Raw genomic sequence first — 26,234 nt, 5'->3', positions numbered from 1 at the left:
TCAGCTCTCAAACCTCCCTGCACCTAAGCGCCCAAAACGGGATTCAGCTCAAATGGCGCCACGATTTCACTGCCCGTTGAGGTGACGCGGAGCATATATTCACAGCGCACGCCGCCAACTTCAGGGTCATATGCGCTGGGTTCGATCATCAGGAACATATCTGCTTCAAGTCGGGCGTCCTCATCTGGGACGATCCGTGGAAATTCATGCCCAGAATGATGGGGATATACATACCCTTGCTTTTGCATGAAGGCTCGCAAAATCCGATCAAGTTCACTGACCTTCAAACCTGGGCGAATTTCGGAGATCGCCAAATCAAGCGCCTCTCGGGAAGCTTGGAACATGCGCAAATACGCGTCACTTGGGGTAGCATCCACAATGAATGACCCACAACTGTCGCCCCAGTATCCGTGAACGCGTGGGCCGAGATCGCAAATAATGGGATCGCCTTTTTGTAAAACGCGACTGCTGGGCTGTGTGCCGAGCGTCGCGGTATGCGTCACACCAGAGAGGTATTCGCCCGCAAACGCACAGCGCTCGCCCGCCATATTTTCCATCCGAGCACGTATCCGATTTAGGACATCAAGTTCGCTCGCCCCGACGGATGAACGCTTCCGCGCTTCATCCTGACCAGCGGCGACACAAAGCGCGGCAAAGCGCATCTTTTCAATTTCATGGGGTGTCTTGATGGCCCGAAGCCGTGCGAGATCGTGGTCTATTGAAACACTCGCCCCTCCTAGAATTTCGTTCAGACTCGCAGGGTGGGATCGCGCCTCAATTCCACATTTCCCAGAGACACCCAACCGCTTGGCCATCGCCAGAACAGCCCTGTGAAAATTCGCCGCGACATCCGTCACGGCACACTCAAACCCGCGGTACGTTTCATAATTCACACCCCTGATTTGCTCCCCTTCGATATTGGCACAAACAATTCCGACGCTTTGATCGCGGCCAATAAATGCAAGCGTTGGACCACCAGCAAACGGGTTCAAACCGATCTCAATGCTCACGACATGCCCCGTGGCAAAACAAACGGAATCCGCCCCCGTTAGAACGGCCCAATCCACTTTAATCTCGCCCAATACTCCGGCAAGCCGCGCCACGTTTTCCATGCATTCCCCCGCAAGACTATCTACCACTCGGCAACAGACCCATCCGCATGCCGCCATTCCGGCGCGCGCCACTTATGACCTTTAAGCGCTTGTTTAACCACAAATTCTTCGTTGATTTCAATCCCCAAACCCGGTCCCTCTGGAATGTATAAACAGCCATCCCTCAGATCAAACCCCGTGCCCTCCACCAGATAGTCTTGCATGTCCACGGATCCATTATAGTGCATGCCAAGGCTTTGCTCCTGAAGGACTGCGTTTTGACAGACGGCATCCACTTGCAGGCTTGCCGCAAGCGCAATCGGGCCTAGCGGACAATGCGGGGCAATAGCAACGTCATAGGCCTCGGCCATATGCCCGATGCGAACCATCTCTGAAATCCCTCCCGCATGCGCCGTGTCTGGGTTGATTAAGCTTGCCGCACGGGTCTCAAACACCCGTTTGAAATCATAACGAGAGTGCAAACGCTCTCCGACGGCCAAGGGAATTGAGGTAAATTTCGCCAAATCAGCCATCGCATCGATCTGGCTTGAAGCGACCACATCTTCGACGAAAATGGGCCGTAAAGGTTCGAGTTCTTTAAGGAGAACTTTGGCCATGGGAACATGCACGCGCCCGTGAAAATCAAGCGCAATATCCATTCTGTCGCCGACAAAATCGCGCAACGCCCCCATTTGCGCAACGATACGATCCACCTCTCGATAGCAATCAATCATCCGTAATTCGCGGGTCGCATTAAGTTTGGTGCAATCAAAACCGCGCGCCATAAGGGCCGCGGCTTCAACCTCAAGATTTTGCGGGCGATCGCCCCCAATCCAGCAATAGGAGCGAATGAAATCGCGCACTTTTCCGCCTAGCAACGCGTGGACGGGCGCGTCGTGATAACGTCCCTTAATATCCCAAAGCGCCATATCGATTCCGGCAATGGCACTCATCAAAACGGGGCCACCGCGATAGCATCCGTTGCGATAAATCGACTGCCAAATATCTTCGATCATCAACGGATTCCGCCCGATCAGAAAATCCTCAAGCTCGCCGATTTTGGCAGCAAGCGTTTCGGCGTGCCCCTCCAAAACGGGTTCGCCCCAGCCACTAATGCCTGCATCCGTTTCAACCTTAAGAAAGAGCCATCTCGGCTCCACCAAATACGTTTTTAATGCCGTAATTTTCATGCGCCTGCCTTTGAAACAAAAACGGCCCCTAAGTCGGCCAAAACGGTACTCGATGCTTTATTGAAACTATAAGACAGCAAAAAACCCGCGCTGTCAGCCCCGTAGGCAAGAACTGGGATACGGCTGGATTTTGCAGAATCCTTTCATCGCGAGCAAATAGGTATTAGGCTCACACAAATTGCAAATCAGATACCGCGATGAAATCCCTGAAGGGACGCGGCATGAGCCTAGACATATGAATACTGCCAAGCAGCAAATATTAAGTTTTTCTGACGGGGGTGCCACGGGTGAGTTTCACCTTTCGGGTCATCTCACCATCTATACTCTACCACAGGCGATAGCCGTTTTTGAGTGCCAACCCGAGATTTTGAAAGTCGATATTTCGGGACTAGAGCGGCTTGATACAGGCGGCGCGTGGTTTTTACTGACACAGCAAACTCAGGCAGCAGCCCGCGGGCAGAATCTTGAAATTTCCGGCGCAAGTGCTGAAGCTGCAAGTCTGTTCAAGAGCGTTGAAGCGGCAATGCCGCAACCGGACCCCCCGATTGCGCAGCCCCCCTTTTTCCGTGAAATACTGGCGCGCATAGGGGAGCGCGTCGTCTTTGGAGTGAAATTCTTGCTCGCTTTGACGAGTTATTTGGGAATATTCCTACACAGACTTGGGCGTGCAATACGACATCCAAGCGAGTTTCGCCTGACCGCGCTTGTGCATCACTGCGAGGAGGTCGGTTTAAAAGCCGTTCCAATTGTCGCGTTAATGGCGTTTCTGATTGGGGTGGTGCTGGCCTTTCAAGGCTCCACCCAACTTAAACAGTTTGGGGCCGAAGTGTTCGTTGTCGATCTGATTGCGGTTTCGATTTTGCGCGAATTGGGCATTCTATTGACTTCGATCATCGTGGCGGGCCGAACGGCTTCTGCTTTCACCGCCGCAATTGGTTCGATGAAAATGCGCGAAGAAATCGATGCCATGCGTACGTTGGGATTGGACCCCGCGATGGTGCTTTTTGTACCGCGTATTCTGGCGCTGTTTCTCATGCTTCCTGTGCTTGGACTGATCGCTGACATTTCGGGGTTGTTCGGCGGTGCGTTGATGGCATGGATTGATCTTGGGATTTCGCCTGAGATGTTTAAGACGCGGCTGATTTCGGGAACGAGTGTTAATCACGTGCTGGTCGGCCTTGTGAAGGCGCCCTTTTTTGCGCTCATTATTGGTGTTGTCGGTTGTCATGCGGGCATGCAAGTCGAGAGCAATGCGGAGTCGCTCGGTCGCATGACCTCAAATGCCGTTGTCACCGCGATTTTTGCCGTGATCGTGGCCGACGCTGTCTTTTCGATCTTCTTTGCGAGTATGGGCATATGACCGCACAGGCCGCATACGATGTGAACATTAGCGTGCGCGGCGTGCGTAACCAGTTTGGCCGCCACGTGGTGCACGAGGACCTTGATCTTGATGTGCGTCGCGGCGAGATATTGGGCGTTGTGGGTGGGTCTGGGACGGGTAAATCGGTATTGCTGCGTTCGATCGTCGGCTTGCAAAAACCAGTCGCGGGCAGCGTGAACGTCCTTGGCGTTGATGTGTTGACGGCTGATGAGGATACCCGCGCGGCGCTTGAAGCGCGTTGGGGCGTTATGTTCCAAGATGGCGCGCTTTTTTCATCGCTCACAGTGCGCGAAAACGTCGAAGTCCCGATGCGTGCCATCACGGGACTAGACCCCAAAACGCGCAGTAGTTTGGCCGATTTAAAGATTTCGATGGTTGGCCTGCCGTTCAATGCGGGCGACAAGTACCCTTCTGAATTGTCAGGGGGGATGCGCAAACGGGCGGGGCTTGCGCGGGCCCTAGCGCTTGATCCAGAGATCGTGTTCCTAGACGAACCGACGGCAGGGCTTGATCCGATTGGTGCCGCAGCCTTTGACACACTTATTCGCGGCCTAAGTCACTCTCTTGGCTTGACTGTGTTTCTTGTAACTCATGATTTGGATACATTACATGCGACATGTGACCGGATTGCAGTCCTTGCCGAGCGCAAGGTATTGGTGACAGGAACGATGCAGGAAATGTTGGACGTCGACCACCCGTGGGTCCACGAGTATTTTCACGGTCCGCGCGCGCGCGCCGCCGCCTCTGGAGCACAGAGCGGCACACCTTTGGAGGGGTAATATATTGGAAACTCGCGCAAACTTCGTGCTTATCGGCGCATTTACCCTTGCTGGACTGGTGGGCATCATGGCGTTCTTCTTGTGGTTTGCACAAGCGGAACTCGACCGCCAGTTTGCCTATTACGATATCCGGTTTTCTTCGGTTTCCGGTTTGGACAACGCGTCTGATGTGCGGTTTAGCGGCCTTGCCGTTGGTCAGGTTGTTGATGTGCGTCTAACGCCTGAACGGGATGGCACTATCCTAGTCAGGATCGAAGTGGATGCCGAAACGCCGGTGCGCATCGACAGCGTAGCAACCGTTGAATCACAGGGAGTTACAGGCGTTTCTTATGTCGGAATCGATGCGGGCACACCGTCTGCGGCCTTGCTGGTGAGCGGCGCGGATGGCGAGATTCCGGAGATCACCGCCGGTCGCTCGGCTTTGCAATCGCTCTCTGAGGATGCGCCACAATTGTTGGAACGCTCTTTGCAGATTGTAGACGAGCTTGGTCAGATGCTTGGCGACGACAACAAGAACCGCGTTGAACAAATTCTGGTGAATATTGAAGATGCATCGGGTGAATTCTCACGCACCTTATCTTCCTTTTCAGGCGTGGCAGATACGGTGGCGGACTTTGCGGACCAGATCAACCAATTCAATGCGACGCTGGATACCTTGACGGGAGACCTCTCGGAAGTGCTCGCCACGGCGGACACGACGCTTGTCTCCATTCGGGAGTTGTCCGAGCAGGGAAAGGGCGTTTTATCCGATAGCTCCAAGACGCTAACGGACGCACAGGGTGCAATCATCGAAACCAAAGAGTTCATCGCCCAAGATCTCACCGCAATGGCCGACGAGTTGCGCGCGACAAACACCGATTTGCGGGCGCAACTAACCCTTGTGGCCGAGGACGCCCGCCATATGATGGCGACCTTTAGCACCACAGGTGAGCGCGCGACGCAGCGTTTGGAGGAGGCACAGGCGACGTTGGAAAGCACGAACACCCTCATCCAACAACTGGACGACGCGGCTTTGGCCGTGGAAAATGTGGCAACCCGCACCGACACTTTGATCCGCGATGAGGGCGCGCCGCTCCTCACTGAAACGCGCGCCATGGTGGCTGAGGCCAACCGAGCAATCCAACCCGTTGTAACCATAGCGACCGAGGACCTTCCCGCGATTATTGCCGATATTCGGGCGGCGACGGAAAGCTCCCGCAAGGTCATCACAGAGCTTGGCCAAGACCTAAAAGCCGCAGGGACCACCGCAAACGAGGTGATGGTCAGCGCCCGCGACACGCTGGAGGATGCCCGCGTTTCCTTTGCCAATGCCAATGTGACCATGTCGACCATCAACGACGCCATGGAAACAGGGGATCGCGCGCTGGCCTCCGCCGAACAAGCGTTCAACGGTGCGGACCGCGTAATCAACGACGATCTGGCGGGGATTATCGCCGTACTTAAAACCACACTGGACGGAATGAACACGGCAATCGGCAAAGTGTCCGGCGACCTGCCCGAGATTTCTGATGACCTGCGGGCCGCAAGTGCCGCCGCCTCGGACGCCTTCGAGCAGTTGCGTCAAGTTGCTGACGCTTCGGGCCCTGCCGTGCGCGACTTTGCGACGGTCGGACTGCCGCTTTACACGCGACTGGCGCAGGAAAGCCGGACGCTCATTGACAATCTGGATCGTTTGACCAGCCAAATTCAACGCGACCCGACACGCTTCTTCCTTGACCGTGAAACACCGGAGTTTAAACGATGATCCACCGATCAAACCCATTCGTCATGATCCGCTCTCTTGTCCTCCTAACCGTGGTGTCTGGGTGCTCGGCGCTCACGGCTCTCAATGATGTCAGCACACCGCTTGACGTGTATGAATTGCGCGCGCCCGTCGATATTCAAGCAACCACGCGCCGACAATTGCCGCGCGACGTGATCATTGAACTGCCCTCAACCAGCGGCGCGCTGGCCACCGATCGAATTATGATCCGCCCCAACGCGCTTCAAGCGCAATATCTGCCCGAGGTTCGTTGGAGCGATGCCACGCCGGTGATGGTGCAGACGCTGATGTTGCGGTCAGTTGAGGCAACAGGCGCGGTGCGCTATGTCGGGCGGCAGCCACTCGCGTCCCATGGTGACTTTGCCGTCGTGACCGAGTTGGTCGATTTTCAGGCTGAACTTAATGCCGACACACAAACGGCAACAGTACAGCTAAAACTGATTGTAAGAGTCATTCGAGAGAGCGACGCCAAAATTGTCGCCAGCAAAACATTTAGGGCAAGTGCCCCATCAGCTTCGACAGAAACACAAATCTTAGTCGAAGCTTTTAACGCGGCCTCGACGGTTTTGTTTTCAGAATTTGCGGGCTGGTTGCCTAGTGCGTTGAGTCCCTAATCGGGTTCAGTTCGGCCAAACAATAAAGCCGCGCTCAGGTTCCTCTACGTTAAAGAAAACGGGGCTATTGAAATTATTTTCCAGTTTGATTTCAATCAAGGTCAATCCGTCCGCCTGCCCGTATCCATCAAGGCACCGGCACAAATTCTGGAGACACGCCTTGACCCACCCATCCAGTTTTTGTGGTACAAAAACGCCTTTCCCGTTGTCGCTCGACGCCAATGAATTCGACCACACGAAATCTAGGGCGTGCTCGCCAATATGGACGTTGCGATCATGGCCCCGTTTGAGTCCTTTCTCGCCCTCGGTGGCCTTTTTCTGTTAGGCTTAGCGGCCGATCACATTGGACGCCGGACGTGGCTGCCGCGCGTAACCCTCCTTCTGTTGTGTGGTCTTGCGTTTGGTGACGCGGGTGTCGGAATAATACCTCAGGCCATTACTGATTGGTCCGAATTCTTGTCCGTCACCGCCCTGACAATGGTAGCCTTCTTGCTCGGAGGGACTCTGAAAGCCGACACAATCCGCGCCAGCGGTGTGGCAATTCTCACGATCTCAGTGTCGATTGTCATAGCGACTCTGCTGTTGGTAAGTTTGGGCTTGTGGGGGCTGGGCTTCGTACTCGGGCTAGCGCTGATCCTTGCCGCCATCGCAACCGCCACCGATCCCGCCGCGACCAATGACGTCATCGCTCAATCCGGCATCACAAACCGCTTCACCAATACCCCCAAAGGGGTCGTCGCCATAGATGATGCGTGGGGATTGATTGTTTTCAGCGTTGTCCTTGTTATCGCGTCGCAATTAAACGGGGCGTCCACAGAGGGCGAGCTTGGAAAAATCGTCTGGGAGATCGGGGGCGCCGTTGGATTGGGCATTGTCATCGGCCTTCCGGGTGCGTTCATGACGGGTCGTATCAGCGACGGGGACCCTTTAGAGACCGAGGCCTTGGGCTTGGTCTTTATGGCGGCGGGTCTTGCTTTGTGGCTTGAAGTTTCATTTCTAATTGCGGGCATGACCGCCGGTGCGCTCATCGTAAATCTCGCAAAACATCACACCAAAGCGTTTCATGAAATCGAGCACCTTCAGTGGCCTTTTATGATCCTGTTTTTCGTCCTCGCGGGGGCTTCTCTGGAAGTTGACGCCTTATGGGCACTGGGTTTTCTGGGGGCGACTTACGTTATTTTACGTCTGATCGCGCGCATAATTGGCGGGTGGATTGGGGCGTCCCTTGGCGGTTTGCCCCGTGCACAACGCCCGCTTGTCGGCACCTCTCTGCTCGCACAGGCTGGGGTTGCGATTGGAATGGCCCTTGTGGCCGCACAGAGGTTTCCTGAGTGGGGGTCGCAAATCATGGCGATAACAATTGGCACGACGATCCTGTTTGAAATAATAGGCCCGATTGCTACCCTGCTCGCCATCCGCAAGGTTACCAAACCCGCCAATCAAGATTCTTGAGCACAAATGTAAAACGGGTTGGTCCGGAACGCGCCGGCGTCGGCTGAGGCCATTCGACAGCCCCTTTTGGCTCAATCTTATCTCTTTAAAACGACACAGGTGTTAATTCATAACATGAGGTCTGGTCTGAGCGTTTTAAGAGCTATTGCCGTTTTCAGTATATAGTCGTTGCGGGCAATATTGATCGAGATCAAGGAATTTCCACCGTCACTGGGTAGTCTATTGAGAATTATTTCACTTCAATTTTCGAGGTAGTTCCCAATGGTATTTCGCGTTTTTTGGAAAGTTTCACTGTGCCTTGGGCTGGCACTGGGGGTAAGTTTGTCGATCTCTGCCTCGGCTCAGAACGCGCCAACAAATGAGGAAATACTCGAGGCATGGCTATCATCGCCACACGCAGACTCAACGCGCGAGGCTTTCCGTCATTGAAATACTGAGGGCGAAATTCCCGGCACTTGCACGGTTTGCCATTCCTCAACGGGCGTAAGCGACTACTTGGCGGCACCACAAACAATGCCCGGCCTCATTGATCACCCCGTTCCTATCGGAACGACCGTGGAGTGTAGCGCGTGCCACAATGACGGTGCCGCCGACTTCCGCGCCATCCGTACCACGCCACTGGATATTCTGGGCGACGGCAATACGACAGCAGGCATCGGGGTTGTGATCTCCCAATTGCATGATCAATTGAACGCTGCGATCATGACCTATTCCCAAGAAATCGGCGGCGGAGCGATTGTGTACTCCGATGTGGCCTATCCGTATTTTTTCAATGATCTCGATGCCGACGGCATCGCAGACCCAACAGAAATCGCCTTTCCCAACGCCTATAAAAGCTGGACTCCGCGTCTCCTGAAGGCCGCCTATAACTATCAATTCGTGAGCAAGGATAAAGGCGCATTCGCCCATAATGCGCATTACGTGATCCAGTTGATGATTGATAGCATCGAAAGCCTATCCGAAGTTGCCGCCGTAGACGCAACAGGGTTCACACGGCCATGAGCACGCGTCGGGAGGCTTTTATTGCTCCCTTCCGATCCGAATGAGGGAGCTTAGTTCTGTTTAATTTACAAAAAGGCCTAGAGGTAAACATGGGCTTGGGGCCTAATTTCCCCTCCCCGAAACGCGTGCCGTGCGCACAGTTGCGCTCATGGGGCGGGACTATCCTGGTGTGTCGTTTGATCTTTGCGTCGCCGAAAATGATCAGGTCGGCGCAGGGCAGACCCTCTGTACCGACCGTCGCCATACGGAAATTTGTTTTGTCGCCCCAGTGGCAGGCCGTGTGAGCCAAATAAAACGGGGACGACGGCGCAGTTTGGACACGTTGGAAATCACGGGCCAAGGTGACGCCGAACATGTTTTTGACATCGCCCAAGCCCAGAATGATGACGCAGCATTGCGTCAGCTATTGTTAAAAAGTGGTGCATGGACCAGCTTTCAAACCCGCCCTTTTGGCTTTCTACCCGACCCAGAAACCAAACCTTCGGCAATTTTTGTCACTGCTATAGATACCCACCCCTTGTCCGCCGACCCTGCCAAGGCTTTGGCATCCCAACCACAAAATTTCCTACGCGGTATCGAGGCACTTTCGCGGTTAACAGACGGACAGGTGTACCTCAGTAAAAAGCCCGGATCCCCCTTAGCTCCCGAGCGCGCACGTCTCTAAATCGCACCTTTTTCCGGCCCCCATCCCGCAGGACTGGCCGGTACTCACATCCACGCCCTCTTGCCCGTTTCGCGGCAACGAACCGTTTGGCAAATCGGCTATCAGGACGTCCTCGCGATTGGCCATTTGCTGGAAACCGGTCGCATCATGTCGTCGCGCACCGGTTCTGGTGGCGGACCCCACCCTAACCTTGCAATCTGGCGCCATTTTTTTTGGCCGTGAGGCCGCCTTTCTGGGGCGTTTTGATTAGCAAGTGACTTGCAATGATAACGACGCCCACGCCCTTCCTTTACGACCGTTTTGGCACAAACTAATGGATCACCTCCCGCCCCCCCCAAACAGCGCGACCCTGCCGTTGGAAGCCTTTGAGCACGTATTTCCCTTTGATTTATTGCCTGTCCCTTTGATGCGCGCCTTGGCCGTGGGGGATGTGGAAACCGCCGAGCGCCTAGGTTGCCTTGAGCTTTTAGAAGAAGATCTTGCCCTCCTGACGTGGCTCTGCCCCTCGGTCAACGACTACGGCACACTTTTGCGCCACTCACTGAATACGCTTGCCAAGGAGCACGTCGAATGAGACGGCAAAACGCTTATCTACCCCCTCTTTGGAACTCCTATCGGGTAACGGCGGCGACTTGCTTTGCCCTTTTCCCGCCCTTGGCGCTCACATTGGCAGGGGGCTGGGCGTTCGCGTTTTCACGCTTGCGACACAAGCCCTTAGATTGGCACGGTATCGTGACCGCTTTGGTTTTTATTCTTCTGGCACCAAGTACGGTTCCGCTGTGGCAACAGGGCCTCGCGCTGACTTTTGGCCTTGTGCTGGGCGACCTGATTTTTGGTGAACGCGGGCGTGGTTTTTTGAATGCGAGTGTTGTCGCCCTTGCATTCCTTCTGGTTTCGTTCCCGGGCATCACAAGCGGGACAGACGGCCCTTCAGCGGCGATCGCAGCAGGGATAAGTGGCGCGTTATTACTGGTGTTCGGTCTTTTGTCATGGCGCATTGTTGTCGGATTTTGCATCAGACTTTTGGTAATAACAACGCTTCTAGGCACCTCCCCAGACTGGATGGCCCTACAAAGTGCGCCCCTTATCCTTGGCCTTGTGTTCCTCATCGGTGATCCGGTCGCCGCGGCCAGTACAAATGTTGGACGCTGGCTTTACGGTGGTTTTTCAGGCGGGCTTCTCCTGATCCATGGTCAATCTGGTGGTGGCAGTATATCCCTGAACGCGGTGGTCTTTACCGCCCTTCTGGCGAGCATCTTTGCCCCATTGATCGATCAAATCGTTATAACCGCCAATGTTAAGCGAAGGGCAAAAAGGCAGGCCCATGACTGAATTCTCCCCCCTCACTTGGTGGCGTCGTTTTCTGGCCCTTCCCAATGATAATCGAGTCAAAACTTTGGGAGTCGCCTTTTTGGTCGCACTGATTTCCGCCCTCACCGTGTCCCTCACATCTGTGTTGCTTCAACCGCGTCAACAGGCGCTTATTGATGCCGCCCGTGAAGCCAAATTTGCCGCGATGGTGGCCATGGAATGCCCCCAGCGAAGTGGTCCACCAATTGGGATATGATTATCCCGTTTTTAGGAGGACTAAACGATGGCTGGAAAACGAGAAAAGCCGGAAGATATTGTGCTGAAGCTTCGGCAGGTTGAAGTTTTACAAGGGCAGGGAAAGTCAGTTTCCGAGGCCGTTCGATAAATCGGCGTTACCATTCAGACTTACTATCGCTGGCGCAAGGAATATGGGGGCATGAGCCGTGATCAACTCAAACGGCTGAAGGAGCTTGAGACTGAAAACCAACGTCTCAAGCGCGTCGTGGCAGATCTGTCCTTGGACAAGATGATCCTCACCGAGGCCGCACGGGGAAACCTCTAAGCCCTTCCCGTCGCCGTTTGTGCATTGATCATGTGCGGCAAACCCTCTGCGTATCTGAGCGCAGGGTCTGCCGCACACTCGGCCAACATCGTTCTACGCAGCGCAAGGTGCCATGTGGCTTGCCTGATGAAGAGCGATTGACCGAGGATATTATCGCGCTGACGAAAGAGTTCGGACGATACGGCTATCGTATGGTCGTCATTGTTGCGCCATTGGTCCGAGCGACAATGACGACGGGTATGCTGAATAACAGCGGCTGGCACGTAAATCATAAGCGCGTAGAACGAATTTGGCGACGGGAGGGGCTTAAAGTCCCACAAAAACAGCCCAAGAAGGGTCGGCTTTGGCTGAACGACGGCTCCTGCGTGCGATTGCGGGCCGAGCGACCAAACCATGTTTGGTCCTACGACTTCGTTCAGGATCGCACTCATGACGGGCGTGTCTTTCGCACGCTGAATATCATTGATGAGTTCACGAGAGAGGCGCTGGTGATTAGGGTTAAACGCAGGCTCAATTCAACGGATGTGGTCGATGCTTTGACCGATCTCTTCATCCTTCGAGGCCCGCCCGAGTTCATAAGATCGGACAATGGCGCGGAATTTATCGCCAAGAAGGTGCGTGCTTGGATTGGGGCCGTTGGTGCCAAAACCGCGTTCATCGCTCCAGGATCACCATGGGAAAACGGCTACTGTGAGAGTTTCAATTCCCGCTTCCGCGACGAGCTGCTTAACGGCGAGGTATTCTATACGTTACGCGAAGCTCAGATCCTGATCGAGCGTTGGCGGCACCGCTTCAACACAGTCAGACCTCATAGCGCGCTGCGCTACCGTCCGCCCGCGCCAGAAAGCATAATGCCGATAGACCAGAGGCCGACCATGCACTAACATTCAAACTGGACCACCCGATGGGGGCACTCCAGTGTTTCCTCCCCGGATTAGCGGATATTTTGCGCGAGACAGGCGCGGAAACATTGGACACCGTGATTGTCGATCTAGCGGCTGGAAAAATAGACGAAACCATCGACGCCGCCAGCTATGATTTCCTCGCGGCGCAGACCGATTCAAGCCAAAGCACCCCCCCTCCGTCCCGAGGTTGACCTCGCCGCAATTAAAGTACGGCCAAATCATGCCCCCGTGTATTTTATACGTGGAAACAAAGGCTTGTCGCTTGTTGTCCTGCCGATTTATGGTGCGGGATATCAATCAACCCTCCGCGCGGACCTTGCCCTTGAAGGTGATTTGAACACTGTTGCGGGCCTGAGCATCTATGAGCAAGGCGAGACTCCCGGACTGGGATCACGTGTCACCGATCCGGCATGGTTGGCGCAATGGTCGGGCAAACAGACGGCCAACACGGCCGGTGAAATCACCATATCGGTGGTGCGCGGCACGGGCGCAACCCCGTTCGAAGTGGACGGCATTGCGGGGGCAACGCGCTCGACGACGGGGCTTTCAAATCTCGTGCGTTTCTGGTTGGGCACGGATGGATATGGCCCGTTTGCTGAAGCGCCTTAAGTCGGGGGACATGTAAAATGACCAGATCAAACATGCACTATCTGACGGCGCCACTGATTGACAATAACCCCATTACTTTGCAAATGCTGGGTATCTACTCGGCGTTGGCTGTGACCACCGCGCTGGACACCGCCTTGACCATGAGCCTTGCCTTGATGGCGGTTCTAGCCGCCGCCAGCACGGCGATCAGTATGATCCGAAATCACCTGCCTTCGTCGATCCGCCTCGTGGTTCAAATCACTATCATTGCCTCGCTGGTGATCGTCGCCGATCAGGTGCTGCGTGCCTTTGCGTTTGAAATTAGCCAGCGGTTGTCGGTGTTTGTGGGGCTGATCGTGACCAACTGCATCGTGCTGGGCCGTGCGGAATCCTTTGCGATGCGCAATCCGGTTTGGCCGAGCTTGATGGACGGTTTGGGCAACGGGCTTGGTTATGGAATGATCCTCATGATCGTGGCGACAATCCGCGAGTTGATGGGGTCTGGTTCCCTGTTCGGTCAACAAGTTCTGCCCTTGGTTGCGACAGGTGGCTGGTTCCAACCGCTTGGCTTCATGCTCCTTGCACCAAGCGCCTTCTTCATCATCGGCCTGATGATCTGGGGCATCCGCTCGCGCCGCCCTGCACAAATCGAAGACGATGAATTTCCGATCTTGCCCGCACGCGTGGGGGATCAGCCATGATCGAACTTTTCGTTCAATCCGTCCTTCGGGAAAACCTTGCGCTCACCTTCTTCCTCGGGATCTGCACCTTCCTTGCTGTGTCCAAACGGGTGGAAATAGCCTTTTGGCTTGGGATTGCGATGATCGTGGTTCAATCCATCACCGTACCGGTGAACCACTTGATATTTCAGGGCCTTTTGATTGAGGTCCTGCTAGGAAGCGTGGTTTTTGTTTGTATTGTCTTGTTGCTGGTCACAGTTGTACTGGCGGCGCGCGCCTTTCTGATGCCCGCAAAAAACGTGACGATTCAAGTAAACGGACGTCAGGAAATCACGGCCAAAACGGGCAACAAACTCCTCACGATCCTCTCGGACGGTGGGGTGGTCATTCCATCGGCCTGTGGGGGCGCGGGAACCTGCGGCCAGTGTCGCGCTCAGGTGATGCAAGGCCGCACACCAGCCCTCCAAACCGAAACGGCGTTGCTGTCGCGCCAAGATATTGCCAAGGGTGTGCGGTTGGCCTGTCAAACCACGCTACGGGACAACATATCGATCACCCTGCCCGAAAGCATGTTGCAAGCCAAGTCGTGGGTTTGTCAGGTGGTTTCGAGCCGCTCCGTTGCGCCACTTATCCGCGAAATTGTGTTGGACCTGCCTCCGCCAAATCGCGCAGAACTGCCACCTGGGATTGTATCGTCGTGGCTGTTTGGCTGCGCTGAAGGGGATAAGGTGAACATGTCGGGCCCCTTCGGCACCTTCGCCGCACAGGACAGTAAACGCGAAATGGTTTTCATCGGCGGCGGAGTCGGCATGGCCCCCTGCGGGCGATCATCTCGGACCAATTGGAGCGACAAGGTACCACGCGCAAAATCAGCTTTTGGTATGGCGCGCGCAGTCGTATGGGTTTATTTTACGAACAGGAATTTGAACTTTTACAGGAAAAACACACTAATTTTCATTGGACCGCAGCACTCTCGGACCCCGACGACAACTGGCAAGGCGAAACGGGCTTTATTCATGAGGTTGCTTTACGCGGCCATCTTGCCGCACATCCAGCACCGCATGATTGCGAATACTACCTCTGCGGACCGCCCCTAATGATCCGCGCCGTACTGACGATGCTGGACGATCTTGGGGTCGATCCTGAGCGGATTTTCAATAATGATTTTGGAGGGTAGCCCATAACATACACGCGACGCAATTTCTTGGTAGGCACAGGTGCGATATTTTGGGCAACGGCACTTAGGGCGCAAACCCGTGATGTCCTGCAAATCGAAGGACCAGCCTTTGGCGCAAGTTGGCGGATCCGGATTGCCGCCGGAGCCGATGCGGGTGCGATTGTGTCTGCTGTCAACGGCATTGTCACCTCGGTGGACGGCGCCATGTCGCCCTTCCTGCCAATGTCCGAAATCTCGCGTTTCAACCGAATGGAAACGCTGGAATGGGTGCCCCTTTCTGCGCAAACCCACACTACAATCCGCGAGGCCAAACGCGTGGCGACCCTCACACGCGGCGCATTTGATCCCACACTCGGTGGCGTGGCCGGACGCTATGGATTTGGTCCCATGACCCAGCAACCCGCGGGCACATTTGGCGATCTGGAACTCGGCGCACAAAGCGCGAAAAAAGCCCATATTTCCCAAACGCTCGACCTCTGTGGCATTGCCAAGGGCCACGCATTGGACCGGATCGCCACGGCGCTAAAGACCCTTGGCCACGCCAGCTTTTTCATTGAACTCGGCGGAGAGGTTTATGCGCTGGGGCATCACCCTGCGGGTCGCCCTTGGTATGCTGGTATCGAGCGCCCAGAGCCACAATCCGCCGCGCTTCAACGTGTTGTGGCGGTTGACGGCGAGGCCTTGGCCACGTCTGGGGATCGCGTTAACCGTTTTGATTTCAACGGTCGAAGCTACGGCCATATTATTGATCCAAAGCTGAAGCGACCAGCCGATACCCCCCTTGCCTGCGTAAGTGTTTTTGCACCACAGGCAATCACCGCAGATGCCTTGGCCACGGCCCTTTTCGCAATGGGCCCCGAGCAAGGCATTTCGTTTGCCAACCGTGAGCATATCCCCGCATTGTTCGTGGTACGGGATGCAAGCGGTCTGCGGGAGGTCATGACGGCCAACTTCTCAACGCGGATTATTGGATAGGGAACGCGGATGATCACTTTTGCTATAACACTCGGCCTCATCCTATTGGCAATCATCGGCCTGTCATTGGGAGCGATCTTTGGACGTGCTCCGATCAAGGAATCTTGCGGCGGGTTGGCTTGCATTCCCAGCGCGGAATGTGCGGTCTGCCCTAAGCGATCTAGCAAAGGGAACTCGACATGAATCCTCAGCCGCGCGTAAGCGATTATATGACGATCGACCTGACCCTCCTGCGCCCAGAAATGCGCATTCTGGAGGCCATGAAAGTGTTGCTGGACAAGCGGATTTCGGGAGCGCCGGTTGTCGATACGGACGGTGCTCTGGTCGGGATTCTATCCAAAAAAGATTGCCTGCGCGCCGCTCTCAATGCCGCGTATTATCAAGAATGGGGCAGCGCAGTCTCGGGCTACATGAGCGCCAAAGTTGAGACAATGGAGGCCGACACCGATCTCGTCACCGCTGCGGAGCACTTCCTTGCCAGTAATTTTCGTCGTTTTCCGGTTGTGCAAGACGGGCGTTTGGTCGGACAAGTCAGCCGCGCGGATATCCTAAAAGCGCTTCTGGAAAACAGGCAGTGAGGCCAAGGGACGTGGCCATTATTCAGCCCCCTGCATCAAAATTGTCTCCGCGCTTATTGAATAATCCATTGACCATGGCTCGCTCGGTTTCAGCTTAACGCCGAAAGGACGCGGAGAGCCCTTTGCAGCCCCAAAAAGAGGTTTCGTACCGCGATCAAACCAGCTCGATATCGGCTCGACCCCCAATCCGCGGAACGCCCCTAGGTGCTCAAATTGGTGCGGGTTCGCCAACCAGAAAAGGCAGTGCGGCAGGGCATTTTCATCCCATTGAAGAACCGCTTTTTTGCCCTCTTGCGGGTACTCCACCGCGACTTTTCCGCCCGCGTCATACCCCTGCACAAGCTCTGTAGAAAGGCCCGTGTAGCCTTGCAAAAAGTCAATTTCCTGCCCGTCAGCCCCAAACAGCATACGACCTTCGGCGGCCACAAGCTGAAAATTTGGTGGGCGAATTTCTGCGGGCATTGGTTCGAGCAAGGTGCTGTTTTCCAAAACAATATGGACCGGCGCATCAGTCGGCAGTCGAAAAATCGGATGCAACCCAATCGGTAGTTCACATGCGTTGCGCACAATAATCGACAAGCTGCAATCGACGCGATGCGCTTCCTCAGACACTTCAATTGTTCTGCGCAACTGGCTGACAACATGGGATTTTGGAAAGTCGATAACGAGCTCTATCCGACGCTGTGACTGGTGTGTACATCGCCAATGCGCGTTGCTTGCATAGCCATGATGCTGTGGGTCGCTAGGGCTTGTGCCAAAGGGAACGCAGGGCCACTCCCCTCCCAACCTCTGCAAATGCGGTGCAATTTCGCGGTCTTCCTTGGGGGCGTCATCCGCCCAATCTGCTTGCGCCAATGGTGCGAAAGTATCGCCATTTGCAAATAAGAAATGAACGTTTTGCAACATACCCCCTAAGGAGCGAACTTCCGCTGTGCAAATCGCCGAAGACAGCGTCCACTTCGCATTGTCTTTGCACGTTTCTATTGAGTCATCCATCTTTGCCGCCTGACGATGTAAGGAGTTGTTTAACCGCGCTTCTCCTTAAATAATTGTCCCTGTCTCGTCTAGACGTAGAAGAACTCACCCTCAATTTCACCGCACCTAATCCCGGACGCGTTTTTTCCACTTGATCCCCGAAACTATCAGCAATCCGACGCTCAGTAATGTTGCGATTGCTAACACCAAACTGACTGGACGCGAAAAGAACGGTTCAAGCGATCCTTCGGACAGGATCAAACCGCGACGCAGGCTTTTATCGAGGATGTCACCAAGCACGAGGCCCAAAACCAGCGGAGCCATGGGATAGTTCATTTGCCTCAAAACGAAACCGACAGTACCAAACGCCAGCATAACCCAAACGTCAAACGGGCGCGCCGCGATCGCGTAGGAACCAACCACGCATAAAACAAAGATGATCGGCAGCAAACGTTCGCGCGGGATGCGCAACACTAGCAGCAACGGGGTCGTCAATAGGACCCCGTAAATGGTCATCGCAATCGCCGCGAGGACCGTCGCGGCCACGATACCATACACCATGTCGGCGTTTTGAATCATGATCAGGGGTCCGGGTTGAACGCCATGAATGATCAAAGCCGCAAGGAGCACCGCCGAGGGGGCCGACCCGGGAATACCCAATGTTAGAACCGGAATAATCGCGCCCGGAACTGCGGCCGAATTTCCAGTTTCAGCAGCGATCAACCCCTCTTTGGAGCCTTTACCAAACAACTCTTTTTCTTTGCTGAAACGCTTGGCGATTGCATAGGAAACCCACGCGCCGATATCCTCGCCGACACCTGGAATCAACCCCATCACTGTTCCCGCGACCCCCGAGCGCAAGACCGTGGGAGAAAAGCTAACGATCTCTCGCATGCGGGGCAAAAGCCGCCCCTTATTTTCCGCCATCTCTGGTGTTTTGCTATTGGAGATACTGGAAATAATTTCAACAAATCCAAAAGCACCAACCATAGCTGGGATCAAACTAATGCCGCCCGTAAAGTCATGAATTCCATAGGAATATCTGGCGTAGGCGAAAACTTGTTCCTGTCCGACCATTGCGAGGATCAACCCCAAAAAGCCTGCGATAAAGCCCTTCAGGGGATCGGAACTCGCGGTCAATCGGCCCGAAATAACGATGCCAAACAAGGCAAGCCAGAAGAACTCATACGAGCCGAATTTCAGGGCATAACTGGCCAAAATCGGGGCCGTAAGCAACAACAAAGCTACTCCGACCAATGTGCCAAGGAGCGAGCCGATTGTCGCAAGCCCCAAGGCTTCGCGCGCCTTGGATTGACGGGCCAAAGGGTAGCCATCGAGGGTGGTGGCGGCACTCGCTGGCGTACCCGGCATGTTCAGGATGATCGCGGTGCGGCTGCCGCCATAAATCGACCCGACATACATACCCAAGAGCGCGGTGATTGCCTCCGCGCTGTCCATCTGGAAAGTCAACGTCGTCAGAAGAGCAAGTCCCATCGTGGCGGTAAGTCCGGGCATCATACCGATGACAACGCCAAGAAGGGTCGCCCAGAGGGTGGTCAACAAGAGGCTGGGTCCAAGTGCCAACTGAAACGCGGCAAGTATCTGCATAAAATCTGGCATTATGACCTCAAGGAAGCTGCACGAGAAAGAGCTTCTGGAATATTATGTGGGTGCCAAAACTCACGATCAGACCAAGGACGGCCGCGATCGTGAGGACGCGCCATATCGGCGTTTTCTTGGTCGCGTCTTCGGGTTTTAGCCATGTTTCAAACACCGCAACGAAGGCAAATATGAACAAGAAAGTCGCGGGCACATAGGGCATATTTCCAAACAACACCGCGCCGTAGCCAAGCGTCAGGACAAACGCCGCGAGGGCGCGCTTGCGATTGGCGGAATTCCCGAAAACATCGCTCCAAAATCCGAAGTCCTCTGCGGCCTTTCCTGCTGGCCTAAATACAAGGAACAAGCCACAGATACTTAAGCCAATTCCCAAGAGAGCGGGGGTGAAACCGGGGCTTGATAAATTGGAGCGCCCTGTGCCTCAAACCGAGGCATTGCCCAAGCGCCTGCGAAAACCAACGCACCAAGCAGGGTAAAAAAGACGCCGGAAATCCGATCCAGACTGCTATTGTTCATGTCATGACCTTCCTTAAGTGCCGGACCGAAAATAGGACGGTCCGGCAGAGTTTACGCGCGGGATTAGGGGCGCGGGATGTCAAGTTCGTCAGGGCTGATAGTCGATTGCCCCCCGTCATGCAGCAGCCAAGCATTGGACTGGATCGAAGGCCAAACCTTGGCTTGGGCCTCATCGCCCGAGAACACGGTCATGATTGATCCACGCCCATCGGTGTATTCCGCAAGGGCCGAGGAGTTTGCCATAACATCGCTCCAAGCAGCTTCCATTTTGGCGGTCACTTCGTCAGGAACATCACCAGGGATGAAAATACCGAAGTAAATCGGAGCAACGGCGAGGTCGGGCAATTCGGACAAAACCGATGGGATCACGCCCGCCCCTGTGACTTCAACGTCGCTGTCGGAGATAATCGCAATGGGTTTGAGCACACCCGCCCGCAGCATGTCGATTTGCTCGGAGATAAGTTGGGTTGTGACGTCGGTTTCACCCGCGACTGTGGACTGAACTGCCGTCGCGCCACCATCATAGATCGCGTGGATGTAGGCCCCACCAACCGCGTTGGACAGGGCTTCAATCGACGAGTGCCCAGCGGAATTCACACCCGAGGTGCCAACCTTAAGACCGCCAGCCTTCAAAGCCGCCAGAAAGCCCGCAAGATCATTGATCTCGGAGTTAGCAGGCACCGAAATCACGCTTGCCAATGCTGAGTTTAGGTAAAGGTCCCAATCTTTGATCGAGGTATCCATTTTCCCTGTCACCGCATAAGTCCCGAGGTCTTTTGCCGCGCCTGCGGTCCATGTGTACCCGTCGTGTGGCGCATCCCATGCCGCTTTTGAGCCGATTGAGCCAGACGCGCCTTCTTGATTGACAACCACGACGTTTTGCCCAAGCGCATCTTCGAGTTCCGCCGCCACGATGCGGGTCACCTGATCGGTGGCACCACCCGCACCCCATGGCACGATAAGTTGGATCGGTTTTTCAGGCCATTCTGCCATCGCAGGGGCCGCAATTGCCGTCGCTACAACTGTCGCTCCGGCTGCTAAATAATGTTTAAATCTCATAGTTTCCTCCAGTTGGTTCGTTTTTAGGTTCAATGCCTGTCTGCCAGTGTGCCGAGCCGAATGGCTTGGTTCTGGGCCTCCATTGCCAGCCTCATTACGGTTAGTGTGTGCCTCTGTGGGCAGGCCGTTTCGGTTCGATTTTCGATATCGTGGCGCAGATGCGCAAAATACGGCGTTCCTGCGTTTGACGCATCAAACCGTGTGCATTCCGTCCCGTTGACCAAAAACACATGATCTCCTCCCGCTTGTCCGCCGATATCCATATATTTCCGCAGTTCAATGTAGCCCTCAGTGCCAACGATCGTTACACGACCGTCGCCCCAATTGGGGGCCGCATCAGGGGTAAACCAGTCAAGCCGGACATAGCCTTGCACCCGACCAGCACTCAGGTTCATTTCGCCAAAATCCTGAAATTTTGGATGCGCGGGTGTGTTCATATTTCCGACGGTTGAACGGGTAATTTCCGCCGTTTCCGCACCCGAGAAATGGAGGAACTGGTCAATCTGATGCGCGCCGATATCGCCCAGAATGCCGCCATATTCTGATGGTACCCAAAACCAGTCTGGCCGCATCTGGGCATTCAATCGGTGCGGGCCGACGGCCATGATATGCACAACCTCGCCAATCCGCCTTTCGGCCAGTAATTGATCGCAAAGCGTGACCGCAGGCACCTCAAACCGCTCCGAAAAGTTGATCGACCAAATACGCCCCGTCGCTTTGATTGTCGCTTCAATGGCGACCAATTCCTTTGGCGTGAGGCACCCTGGCTTGTCCAACATCACGTCCTTGCCATGCCGCATGGCTTCAATTGACAGGCGGGCGCGATCTTTGGGTGCCGCTGCAATCAAGACCAGTTGAATGGTTTCATCGTTCAGGATTTCATCAATATTCGTCACACGCGCAACATCGGGGAACCGTTTGGTAAATCCGGCCAAGGGTTGCGGCTCGCCTTCGGTCCAGTAGGCGGCAAATGTACAACCCGCATCGATCATGCCCTGCGACATCCCGTAAATGTGCCGGTGATCCAAACCAAATGCTGCAAATTTTAACGTCATGACGCCACCTGCACAGCGGTGAGTTGACCTGATCGCGCCGACCGTTCAATCGCGTCGATTAATCTGTGAACCTCTAAAGCGGCCCGTCCGGTTATGCGCGGCGCACGCCCATCTCGCAGGCTCATGGCAAAATCTGCGATCAAGTCACGGTGCCAGTCGCAGGGGAAATCCATCGGGTCGCTACCGCCGCCCGTTCCGGTAATTTCGCCGATGGTTTCGGTGCGGCCATCGCGCCAGTTAATCACCAACTCGCCCGCAGCTAAGCGCAGGCCTGCCTTGTCCGCATCCAATTCCAAGGTTTCCGCCCCTCCAGGATAGCTCGCTGTTGTGGCCATGACAGAACCAATCGCACCATTCGCAAAAACCAACCCCGCGTTTGCGAAATCCTCGCCTTCCATGTCATGGAGAGATGTTGTGCCAATAAGCGCGGAGACTTTGGACACTGGCCCTGTAAGGCTTAACATTAAATCCAGCATATGAATGGCTTGGGTAATTAAAACTCCGCCGCCATCCGTCGCATAGGTTCCCCGCCCAGCCTGATCGTAATAAGATTGGTCGCGCCACCAAGGCACCGTCACGCGCACCATATTGATTTTGCCAAGAGTGCCGCCGTCAACAAGGCCGCGAAGCGCCTCCGCCCCCGCACGAAACCGATGCTGCAAAACAATCCCAAGCTGCACCCCCGCCGCTTCGCAGGTTTCAACAAGAGAAACGGCGCGCGACAAATCCCGCTCAACAGGCTTTTCCATCAAGACATGTTTGCCAGCCTTGGCCAGAGCCGCCACGATATCCGCCCGTGCATTTGGAGGAGTTATCACGATTGCTCCGTCGACAGTCGCGTCCTCACAAATGGCTTGCAAACTATCATACGCCCGCCAACCGCCTTGTTCTGCGACCGCGTTTCTCCGTTCTTCGTCGCGGGCAAACACGCCAGCCACTTCGACGTTTGGCGCAAGTTGGCGCAGGGCGGCCAGATGCGGCTTTGAAGCCATACCAAGGCCGATGACGGCCAGTCGAATGGGTTGGTTAGCCATTTTGTAGCGTCTCCTTGACGGTTTTGTGCAGGCGCACATTGGTGCGAGCGCCTTGGCGGGCAGGATAAGATGGGTCGGAATACTGCACTATCTTCAACCGCCTCTACTTAGTCACTCTGTTGTATACATGAATACACTGTGTCTGAGTTGAAAGATTCTTGCAAGGGCAACGAGCAGACTAAGTCTGAGCTAAAGTTTCACATGCGCGCGAAAAGATCGTTGGCGAGGTAAGGAACAAGCGTGCCTTATCTCGCCAAACTTGGTCAGTAGCCCATTAAGCGTGGCAGGCCGAGGCTGATGATTGGCACAAACGTGGTGAGCATGAGTGCTGCGAAAATCGCTAGATAGAACGGCCAGATTGTTCCGATGACACTTTCGATCTTCACCTTCGCAATCGAGCAGCCGACAAACAGGCAAGGCCCCACCGGTGGTGTCGTAAGTCCAAGGCCAAGGTTCATCATCAAGATCATCCCGAATTGTACCGGATCAACCCCAAGCGCCTTGGCGACGGGTAAAAAGATCGGCGTGCAAATCAAGATCAGCGCGCCCATATCCATGAACATACCCAGTACAAGCAGCGACAAGTTTATCAACAACAGTAGAACGATCTTGTTTTCCGACAGCGTCTGCATACCCGCAAGAATGGCGGATGGCACCTGATACAGCGTGATGAAATAACTGAACGATTGGGCCGTACCGACAAGGATCATCACCATTGCCGTTGTGCGAATGGCCTGCGTTACGCTGTCGCGAAAGTCCTGCCAGGACAGGGAACGATAGAAAAACACGGTAACAAAAAGCGCATAGATCACGCCAATTGCCGCGCTTTCCGTCACGGTGAAAATGCCGGAAACCACGCCACCGATGATAATAACGGCCGTCATAAATCCGGGAAGCGCCGCTCCCATCGCAAACACAACGGCGCGCCAGCCGGGGAAGACGCCCGTTGGATAACCCCGACGAACCGCGATCACATAGGCCGCGACGGACAAGCAAAGACACAAAATGATGCCAGGGATAACGCCAGCAATGAACAGAGAGGTGATCGAAATACCGCCACCCGCGGCCAGCGCATAGAGGATCATATTATGGCTTGGCGGGATCAGAACGCCTGCGATCGACGAAGTGACTGTAACGTTGACCGTATAGTCATCGTCATAGCCCCGTTCGCGCATCATCGGTATCATGACCGATCCAAGCGCCGAGGTGTCGGCCACAGCCGAGCCAGAAATACCGCCGAAAAGCATCGACGTGAGCACGTTGACAACACCGAGGCCGCCGCGCACCTGCCCTACGACAGTCTCTGCCGCGCGGACCAGTCGGATTGCGATCCCGCCGCGCATCATGATCTCGCCTGCGAAAATAAAGAAAGGAATTGCGAGCAGGGAAAAGACGTTGATCCCTGCGACGATGCGCTGAAAGACGATCAACTCGGGAATACCCTGATAAGTTGCGGTTGCCAGCGCGGCGATACCCAAAGCAAAAGCAATGGGAATCCCTGCGATCACTGTGATGACAAAGACCATAAGAAGAATTGTAAGACCCATCCTAGATATCTCCCAATCGCGAAACATCCAGCGGCGGATCCATCTCGTCGCCCATCCATAGGAACCAAACGCGCTCAACCATGAACAGGACAATCAAGCCCCCCGTGAGGATCAAAGGCGCATATTGCAACCCCTGCGGCAGACCCAAAAGCGGAATATCACGCCCCCAAGTGCCAACGACCAGCGGCCAAGATTCAACCATCATCGCAACGCCAAAAAAGCCGAGGACGACGGTGTTCGCTGTCTTTAAAATACGGCGCGCTTTTGGTCCTAAATAATCGGTAAGGTAGTCAATGCCCAGATGGAAGTTCTCGCGAAGCCCCACAGCGGCCATCGGCAGACACACAATCAAGACCAGCAACAAGGCCGCCTTTTCGGTCCACGTCGGCGTGTCGTTCAGGACATATCGCCCCCAGACTTGCCAGCCCGTGAACACCACGAGCAACACCAGCGCTACCGAACTGATGCCAACCACGGCACGGGCAATATGGTCAACGGCTTTCCAATACATGAAGCAATTTCCTACGTTCAATTAAAAGGGGCGCTACTTATGCAGCGCCCCATATTTGAGTTACTCTGTGTTCTGGATGCGCAGTAGCAAATCGGCTACGATTGGATCACTCGCGAACTGCTCATATACTGGTCCCATTTTGGCGGAGAAGGTCGTAGTATCAATGCCTTCAACAATGGTCGCTCCGCCAGCTTCGACGATTTCACGCGATTTTGCTTCACGGGCCGCCCAAAGCTCGCGCTGGTAAATCGCAGCTTCTTGCGCAGCTTCGGCGATGATGGCCTGATCGGCTTCCGAGAACTTGTCCCAAGTCGTTTTGGCAAAGATGATGCCTTCAGGAACAATCGTGTGATTGTCGATGATATAGTAAGGCGCAACTTCAAAATGCCCAGTGGATTCATAGCTCGGCCAGTTGTTTTCGGCCCCATCCACAACTCCGGACTGGATCGATGTATAGACTTCACCAAACGGCAACGGCGTCGCGTTCGCGCCTAGTGCTTCAACCATGGCAACATTGATGTCGCTGTTTTGCACGCGGAATTTCTTGCCCGCGATATCCTCAACCGAGTTCAGTGGCTCATTTGCATAGAAGCTGCGCGAACCAGAGGCGAACCAAGACAGGGGCACCATGTTGGCTTCCGCCATGGCCGCTGCGATATCGTCGCCGATTGGACCTTCAAGCACGCGGTACTGATGCTCTGGGTCTTTGAAAACGTATGGCAGTGACGTGACGCCAAGCTCTTTGACTGTGTTAACCATTGGAGCCGTCGAAAATGCACCATAGTCAAGCGCGCCAAATTGCAATTGCTCGGTTGCAAATTCGCCCTCGCCCAGCGTTGCGCCATGGTAGTTCTGCATTTGAACGCGGCCCTCGGTGCGCTCCTCAACCAATTCAACAAAACGATCAAGCGCGATAGAGACTGGGTAATCTGGCACGTGTGTATTCCAGCCACGTAATTCTTGTGCCTGAGCGGTTCCTGCCAGCAATGCTGCGGCAAGGCTAAGTCTAAGTATCTTATTCATAGTAACTCCTCCCTAGAGTGGTTTTTGGCTTACTGGGTCCTTCCCAATTGGGGTGACGAATGACAATGCGTAACGGTTGCGACTGGTCCGACCGATCAAAACATTCGGCACCTGTTGCAAGCGAAACAGCGTCATCTAGTCAAAATATATTTGATTCCCCCTAATTGGCCCGTCCAATTAACG

The 26,234-nt window shown here is 54.8% G+C and carries 27 protein-coding genes and 3 pseudogenes; 18 read left to right on the top strand and 12 right to left on the bottom strand.

The genetic code is table 11. From position 1 onward, the window contains the following. Positions 1–23 precede the first annotated feature (23 nt). Together RC74_RS13315 and dgoD are read right to left on the bottom strand one after the other, a co-directional pair. A complete protein-coding gene (locus tag RC74_RS13315; protein WP_039002635.1) occupies positions 24–1,112 on the bottom strand; it encodes a M24 family metallopeptidase in 1,089 nt (362 codons plus the stop codon). Between the two features lie 20 nt (positions 1,113–1,132). Next, positions 1,133–2,281, bottom strand: a complete 1,149-nt coding sequence (dgoD, locus tag RC74_RS13310) for a galactonate dehydratase (protein ID WP_039002634.1) — start codon at positions 2,279–2,281, stop codon at positions 1,133–1,135. A gap of 235 nt (positions 2,282–2,516) precedes the next feature. Here dgoD and RC74_RS13305 point away from each other — a divergent pair, with 235 nt between their 5' ends. The 18 genes and pseudogenes from RC74_RS13305 to RC74_RS13220 all read left to right on the top strand — a co-directional run bounded on the left by RC74_RS13305 (position 2,517) and on the right by RC74_RS13220 (position 16,711). Beyond that, positions 2,517–3,641, top strand: coding sequence for an ABC transporter permease (locus tag RC74_RS13305; RefSeq protein ID WP_039002633.1), 1,125 nt, complete (start codon positions 2,517–2,519; stop codon positions 3,639–3,641). Continuing rightward, complete coding sequence (locus tag RC74_RS13300; RefSeq protein ID WP_039002632.1) at positions 3,638–4,441, top strand: ABC transporter ATP-binding protein; 804 nt, start codon at positions 3,638–3,640, stop codon at positions 4,439–4,441. The genes RC74_RS13305 and RC74_RS13300 overlap by 4 nt, the downstream gene beginning before the upstream one ends. Before the next feature lie 4 nt (positions 4,442–4,445). After that, complete coding sequence (locus RC74_RS13295) at positions 4,446–6,185, top strand: MCE family protein (RefSeq protein ID WP_039002631.1); 1,740 nt, start codon at positions 4,446–4,448, stop codon at positions 6,183–6,185. Further along, positions 6,182–6,817, top strand: a complete 636-nt coding sequence (locus RC74_RS13290) for an ABC-type transport auxiliary lipoprotein family protein (RefSeq protein WP_236939926.1) — start codon at positions 6,182–6,184, stop codon at positions 6,815–6,817. The genes RC74_RS13295 and RC74_RS13290 overlap by 4 nt, the downstream gene beginning before the upstream one ends. A gap of 261 nt (positions 6,818–7,078) precedes the next feature. Continuing rightward, complete coding sequence (locus RC74_RS13280; protein ID WP_052274873.1) at positions 7,079–8,269, top strand: cation:proton antiporter; 1,191 nt, start codon at positions 7,079–7,081, stop codon at positions 8,267–8,269. 513 nt (positions 8,270–8,782) lie between these two features. After that, positions 8,783–9,271, top strand: coding sequence for a hypothetical protein (locus tag RC74_RS13275; RefSeq protein ID WP_052274872.1), 489 nt, complete (start codon positions 8,783–8,785; stop codon positions 9,269–9,271). Between the two features lie 148 nt (positions 9,272–9,419). Continuing rightward, positions 9,420–10,157, top strand: a pseudogene (locus RC74_RS13270) (hypothetical protein). Between the two features lie 91 nt (positions 10,158–10,248). Further along, on the top strand, positions 10,249–10,509 hold the full coding sequence (locus RC74_RS13265) for a hypothetical protein (RefSeq protein WP_062628276.1): 261 nt from the start codon (positions 10,249–10,251) through the stop codon (positions 10,507–10,509). Next, positions 10,506–11,267, top strand: a complete 762-nt coding sequence (locus RC74_RS13260) for an RnfABCDGE type electron transport complex subunit D (protein WP_039002628.1) — start codon at positions 10,506–10,508, stop codon at positions 11,265–11,267. The genes RC74_RS13265 and RC74_RS13260 overlap by 4 nt, the downstream gene beginning before the upstream one ends. Beyond that, complete coding sequence (locus RC74_RS13255) at positions 11,260–11,502, top strand: hypothetical protein (RefSeq protein ID WP_039002627.1); 243 nt, start codon at positions 11,260–11,262, stop codon at positions 11,500–11,502. Before RC74_RS13260 ends, RC74_RS13255 begins: the two co-directional genes overlap by 8 nt. 27 nt (positions 11,503–11,529) lie before the next feature. Beyond that, positions 11,530–12,692 (top strand): annotated as a pseudogene (locus RC74_RS13245) (IS3 family transposase). 20 nt (positions 12,693–12,712) lie between these two features. Continuing rightward, on the top strand, positions 12,713–12,904 hold the full coding sequence (locus tag RC74_RS22525) for a hypothetical protein (protein ID WP_169798740.1): 192 nt from the start codon (positions 12,713–12,715) through the stop codon (positions 12,902–12,904). A gap of 64 nt (positions 12,905–12,968) precedes the next feature. Next, on the top strand, positions 12,969–13,322 hold the full coding sequence (locus RC74_RS13240; protein WP_218918076.1) for an FMN-binding protein: 354 nt from the start codon (positions 12,969–12,971) through the stop codon (positions 13,320–13,322). A 17-nt stretch (positions 13,323–13,339) separates the two neighbouring features. Further along, the gene (locus RC74_RS13235; RefSeq protein ID WP_039003825.1) at positions 13,340–14,002 is read left to right on the top strand and encodes an NADH:ubiquinone reductase (Na(+)-transporting) subunit D; all 663 of its coding nucleotides are present in this window, start codon (positions 13,340–13,342) and stop codon (positions 14,000–14,002) included. Beyond that, positions 13,999–14,457, top strand: a pseudogene (locus tag RC74_RS23065) (Rnf-Nqr domain containing protein); the annotation flags it as partial. The gene RC74_RS13235 and the pseudogene RC74_RS23065, both read left to right, overlap by 4 nt. Positions 14,458–14,822: 365 nt before the next feature. Then, positions 14,823–15,158, top strand: coding sequence for a ferredoxin reductase domain-containing protein (locus RC74_RS23060; RefSeq protein ID WP_236939925.1), 336 nt, complete (start codon positions 14,823–14,825; stop codon positions 15,156–15,158). Between the two features lie 27 nt (positions 15,159–15,185). Then, positions 15,186–16,133: an FAD:protein FMN transferase gene (locus RC74_RS13225; protein ID WP_052275054.1), complete on the top strand. Its 948-nt coding sequence runs from the start codon at positions 15,186–15,188 to the stop codon at positions 16,131–16,133. Positions 16,134–16,312: 179 nt separating this feature from the next. Then, positions 16,313–16,711: a CBS domain-containing protein gene (locus tag RC74_RS13220; protein ID WP_039003826.1), complete on the top strand. Its 399-nt coding sequence runs from the start codon at positions 16,313–16,315 to the stop codon at positions 16,709–16,711. A gap of 18 nt (positions 16,712–16,729) precedes the next feature. On the opposite strand, the gene RC74_RS13215 is transcribed toward RC74_RS13220, so the two are convergent. The 10 genes from RC74_RS13215 to RC74_RS13175 form a co-directional block, all read right to left on the bottom strand. Beyond that, positions 16,730–17,707 carry an aldose epimerase family protein gene (locus RC74_RS13215; RefSeq protein WP_062628275.1) on the bottom strand — a complete coding sequence of 326 codons (978 nt, stop codon included), beginning with the start codon at positions 17,705–17,707 and terminating at the stop codon, positions 16,730–16,732. A gap of 105 nt (positions 17,708–17,812) precedes the next feature. Further along, positions 17,813–19,306 (bottom strand): tripartite tricarboxylate transporter permease, encoded by a 1,494-nt coding sequence (locus tag RC74_RS13210; protein WP_039003828.1) that lies wholly within the window; start codon positions 19,304–19,306, stop codon positions 17,813–17,815. Between the two features lie 7 nt (positions 19,307–19,313). Continuing rightward, a complete protein-coding gene (locus RC74_RS13205) occupies positions 19,314–19,652 on the bottom strand; it encodes a tripartite tricarboxylate transporter TctB family protein (protein WP_062628274.1) in 339 nt (112 codons plus the stop codon). Positions 19,653–19,663: 11 nt separating this feature from the next. After that, positions 19,664–19,822, bottom strand: coding sequence for a hypothetical protein (locus tag RC74_RS22235; RefSeq protein ID WP_156477473.1), 159 nt, complete (start codon positions 19,820–19,822; stop codon positions 19,664–19,666). A gap of 63 nt (positions 19,823–19,885) precedes the next feature. Continuing rightward, the gene (locus tag RC74_RS13200) at positions 19,886–20,881 is read right to left on the bottom strand and encodes a Bug family tripartite tricarboxylate transporter substrate binding protein (protein ID WP_039003831.1); all 996 of its coding nucleotides are present in this window, start codon (positions 20,879–20,881) and stop codon (positions 19,886–19,888) included. A gap of 29 nt (positions 20,882–20,910) precedes the next feature. Next, complete coding sequence (locus RC74_RS13195; RefSeq protein WP_039003833.1) at positions 20,911–21,936, bottom strand: Gfo/Idh/MocA family protein; 1,026 nt, start codon at positions 21,934–21,936, stop codon at positions 20,911–20,913. Continuing rightward, positions 21,933–22,970, bottom strand: a complete 1,038-nt coding sequence (locus RC74_RS13190) for a Gfo/Idh/MocA family protein (protein WP_039003834.1) — start codon at positions 22,968–22,970, stop codon at positions 21,933–21,935. The genes RC74_RS13195 and RC74_RS13190 overlap by 4 nt, the downstream gene beginning before the upstream one ends. A 263-nt stretch (positions 22,971–23,233) precedes the next feature. Then, entirely contained in the window at positions 23,234–24,517 is a 1,284-nt protein-coding gene (locus RC74_RS13185; RefSeq protein WP_039003835.1) for a TRAP transporter large permease, read from the bottom strand. Between the two features lies 1 nt (position 24,518). Then, positions 24,519–25,028: a TRAP transporter small permease gene (locus RC74_RS13180; protein WP_052275055.1), complete on the bottom strand. Its 510-nt coding sequence runs from the start codon at positions 25,026–25,028 to the stop codon at positions 24,519–24,521. 60 nt (positions 25,029–25,088) lie between these two features. After that, entirely contained in the window at positions 25,089–26,051 is a 963-nt protein-coding gene (locus RC74_RS13175) for a TRAP transporter substrate-binding protein (protein ID WP_039003836.1), read from the bottom strand. Positions 26,052–26,234: the final 183 nt, after the last annotated feature.

It is taken from the genome of Falsihalocynthiibacter arcticus (assembly GCF_000812665.2).
GTDB classification, from domain to species: domain Bacteria; phylum Pseudomonadota; class Alphaproteobacteria; order Rhodobacterales; family Rhodobacteraceae; genus Falsihalocynthiibacter; species Falsihalocynthiibacter arcticus.
The sequence above is the reverse complement of the archived record's forward strand: the minus strand, read 5'-3'. Positions and strand labels throughout refer to the sequence as shown.

What these genes read in the sequence shown, in the direction of transcription:
- RC74_RS13315 (WP_039002635.1), bottom strand. Translation starts at nt 1,112, where the DNA reads ATGGAAAACGTGGCGCGGCTTGCCGGAGTATTGGGCGAGATTAAAGTG.
- dgoD (WP_039002634.1), bottom strand. Translation starts at nt 2,281, where the DNA reads ATGAAAATTACGGCATTAAAAACGTATTTGGTGGAGCCGAGATGGCTC.
- RC74_RS13305 (WP_039002633.1), top strand. Translation starts at nt 2,517, where the DNA reads ATGAATACTGCCAAGCAGCAAATATTAAGTTTTTCTGACGGGGGTGCC.
- RC74_RS13300 (WP_039002632.1), top strand. Translation starts at nt 3,638, where the DNA reads ATGACCGCACAGGCCGCATACGATGTGAACATTAGCGTGCGCGGCGTG.
- RC74_RS13290 (WP_236939926.1), top strand. Translation starts at nt 6,182, where the DNA reads ATGATCCACCGATCAAACCCATTCGTCATGATCCGCTCTCTTGTCCTC.
- RC74_RS13280 (WP_052274873.1), top strand. Translation starts at nt 7,079, where the DNA reads ATGGACGTTGCGATCATGGCCCCGTTTGAGTCCTTTCTCGCCCTCGGT.
- RC74_RS13275 (WP_052274872.1), top strand. Translation starts at nt 8,783, where the DNA reads ATGCCCGGCCTCATTGATCACCCCGTTCCTATCGGAACGACCGTGGAG.
- RC74_RS13265 (WP_062628276.1), top strand. Translation starts at nt 10,249, where the DNA reads ATGGATCACCTCCCGCCCCCCCCAAACAGCGCGACCCTGCCGTTGGAA.
- RC74_RS13260 (WP_039002628.1), top strand. Translation starts at nt 10,506, where the DNA reads ATGAGACGGCAAAACGCTTATCTACCCCCTCTTTGGAACTCCTATCGG.
- RC74_RS13255 (WP_039002627.1), top strand. Translation starts at nt 11,260, where the DNA reads ATGACTGAATTCTCCCCCCTCACTTGGTGGCGTCGTTTTCTGGCCCTT.
- RC74_RS22525 (WP_169798740.1), top strand. Translation starts at nt 12,713, where the DNA reads ATGGGGGCACTCCAGTGTTTCCTCCCCGGATTAGCGGATATTTTGCGC.
- RC74_RS13235 (WP_039003825.1), top strand. Translation starts at nt 13,340, where the DNA reads ATGACCAGATCAAACATGCACTATCTGACGGCGCCACTGATTGACAAT.
- RC74_RS13220 (WP_039003826.1), top strand. Translation starts at nt 16,313, where the DNA reads ATGAATCCTCAGCCGCGCGTAAGCGATTATATGACGATCGACCTGACC.
- RC74_RS13215 (WP_062628275.1), bottom strand. Translation starts at nt 17,707, where the DNA reads ATGGATGACTCAATAGAAACGTGCAAAGACAATGCGAAGTGGACGCTG.
- RC74_RS13210 (WP_039003828.1), bottom strand. Translation starts at nt 19,306, where the DNA reads ATGCCAGATTTTATGCAGATACTTGCCGCGTTTCAGTTGGCACTTGGA.
- RC74_RS22235 (WP_156477473.1), bottom strand. Translation starts at nt 19,822, where the DNA reads ATGAACAATAGCAGTCTGGATCGGATTTCCGGCGTCTTTTTTACCCTG.
- RC74_RS13200 (WP_039003831.1), bottom strand. Translation starts at nt 20,881, where the DNA reads ATGAGATTTAAACATTATTTAGCAGCCGGAGCGACAGTTGTAGCGACG.
- RC74_RS13195 (WP_039003833.1), bottom strand. Translation starts at nt 21,936, where the DNA reads ATGACGTTAAAATTTGCAGCATTTGGTTTGGATCACCGGCACATTTAC.
- RC74_RS13190 (WP_039003834.1), bottom strand. Translation starts at nt 22,970, where the DNA reads ATGGCTAACCAACCCATTCGACTGGCCGTCATCGGCCTTGGTATGGCT.
- RC74_RS13185 (WP_039003835.1), bottom strand. Translation starts at nt 24,517, where the DNA reads ATGGGTCTTACAATTCTTCTTATGGTCTTTGTCATCACAGTGATCGCA.
- RC74_RS13180 (WP_052275055.1), bottom strand. Translation starts at nt 25,028, where the DNA reads ATGTATTGGAAAGCCGTTGACCATATTGCCCGTGCCGTGGTTGGCATC.
- RC74_RS13175 (WP_039003836.1), bottom strand. Translation starts at nt 26,051, where the DNA reads ATGAATAAGATACTTAGACTTAGCCTTGCCGCAGCATTGCTGGCAGGA.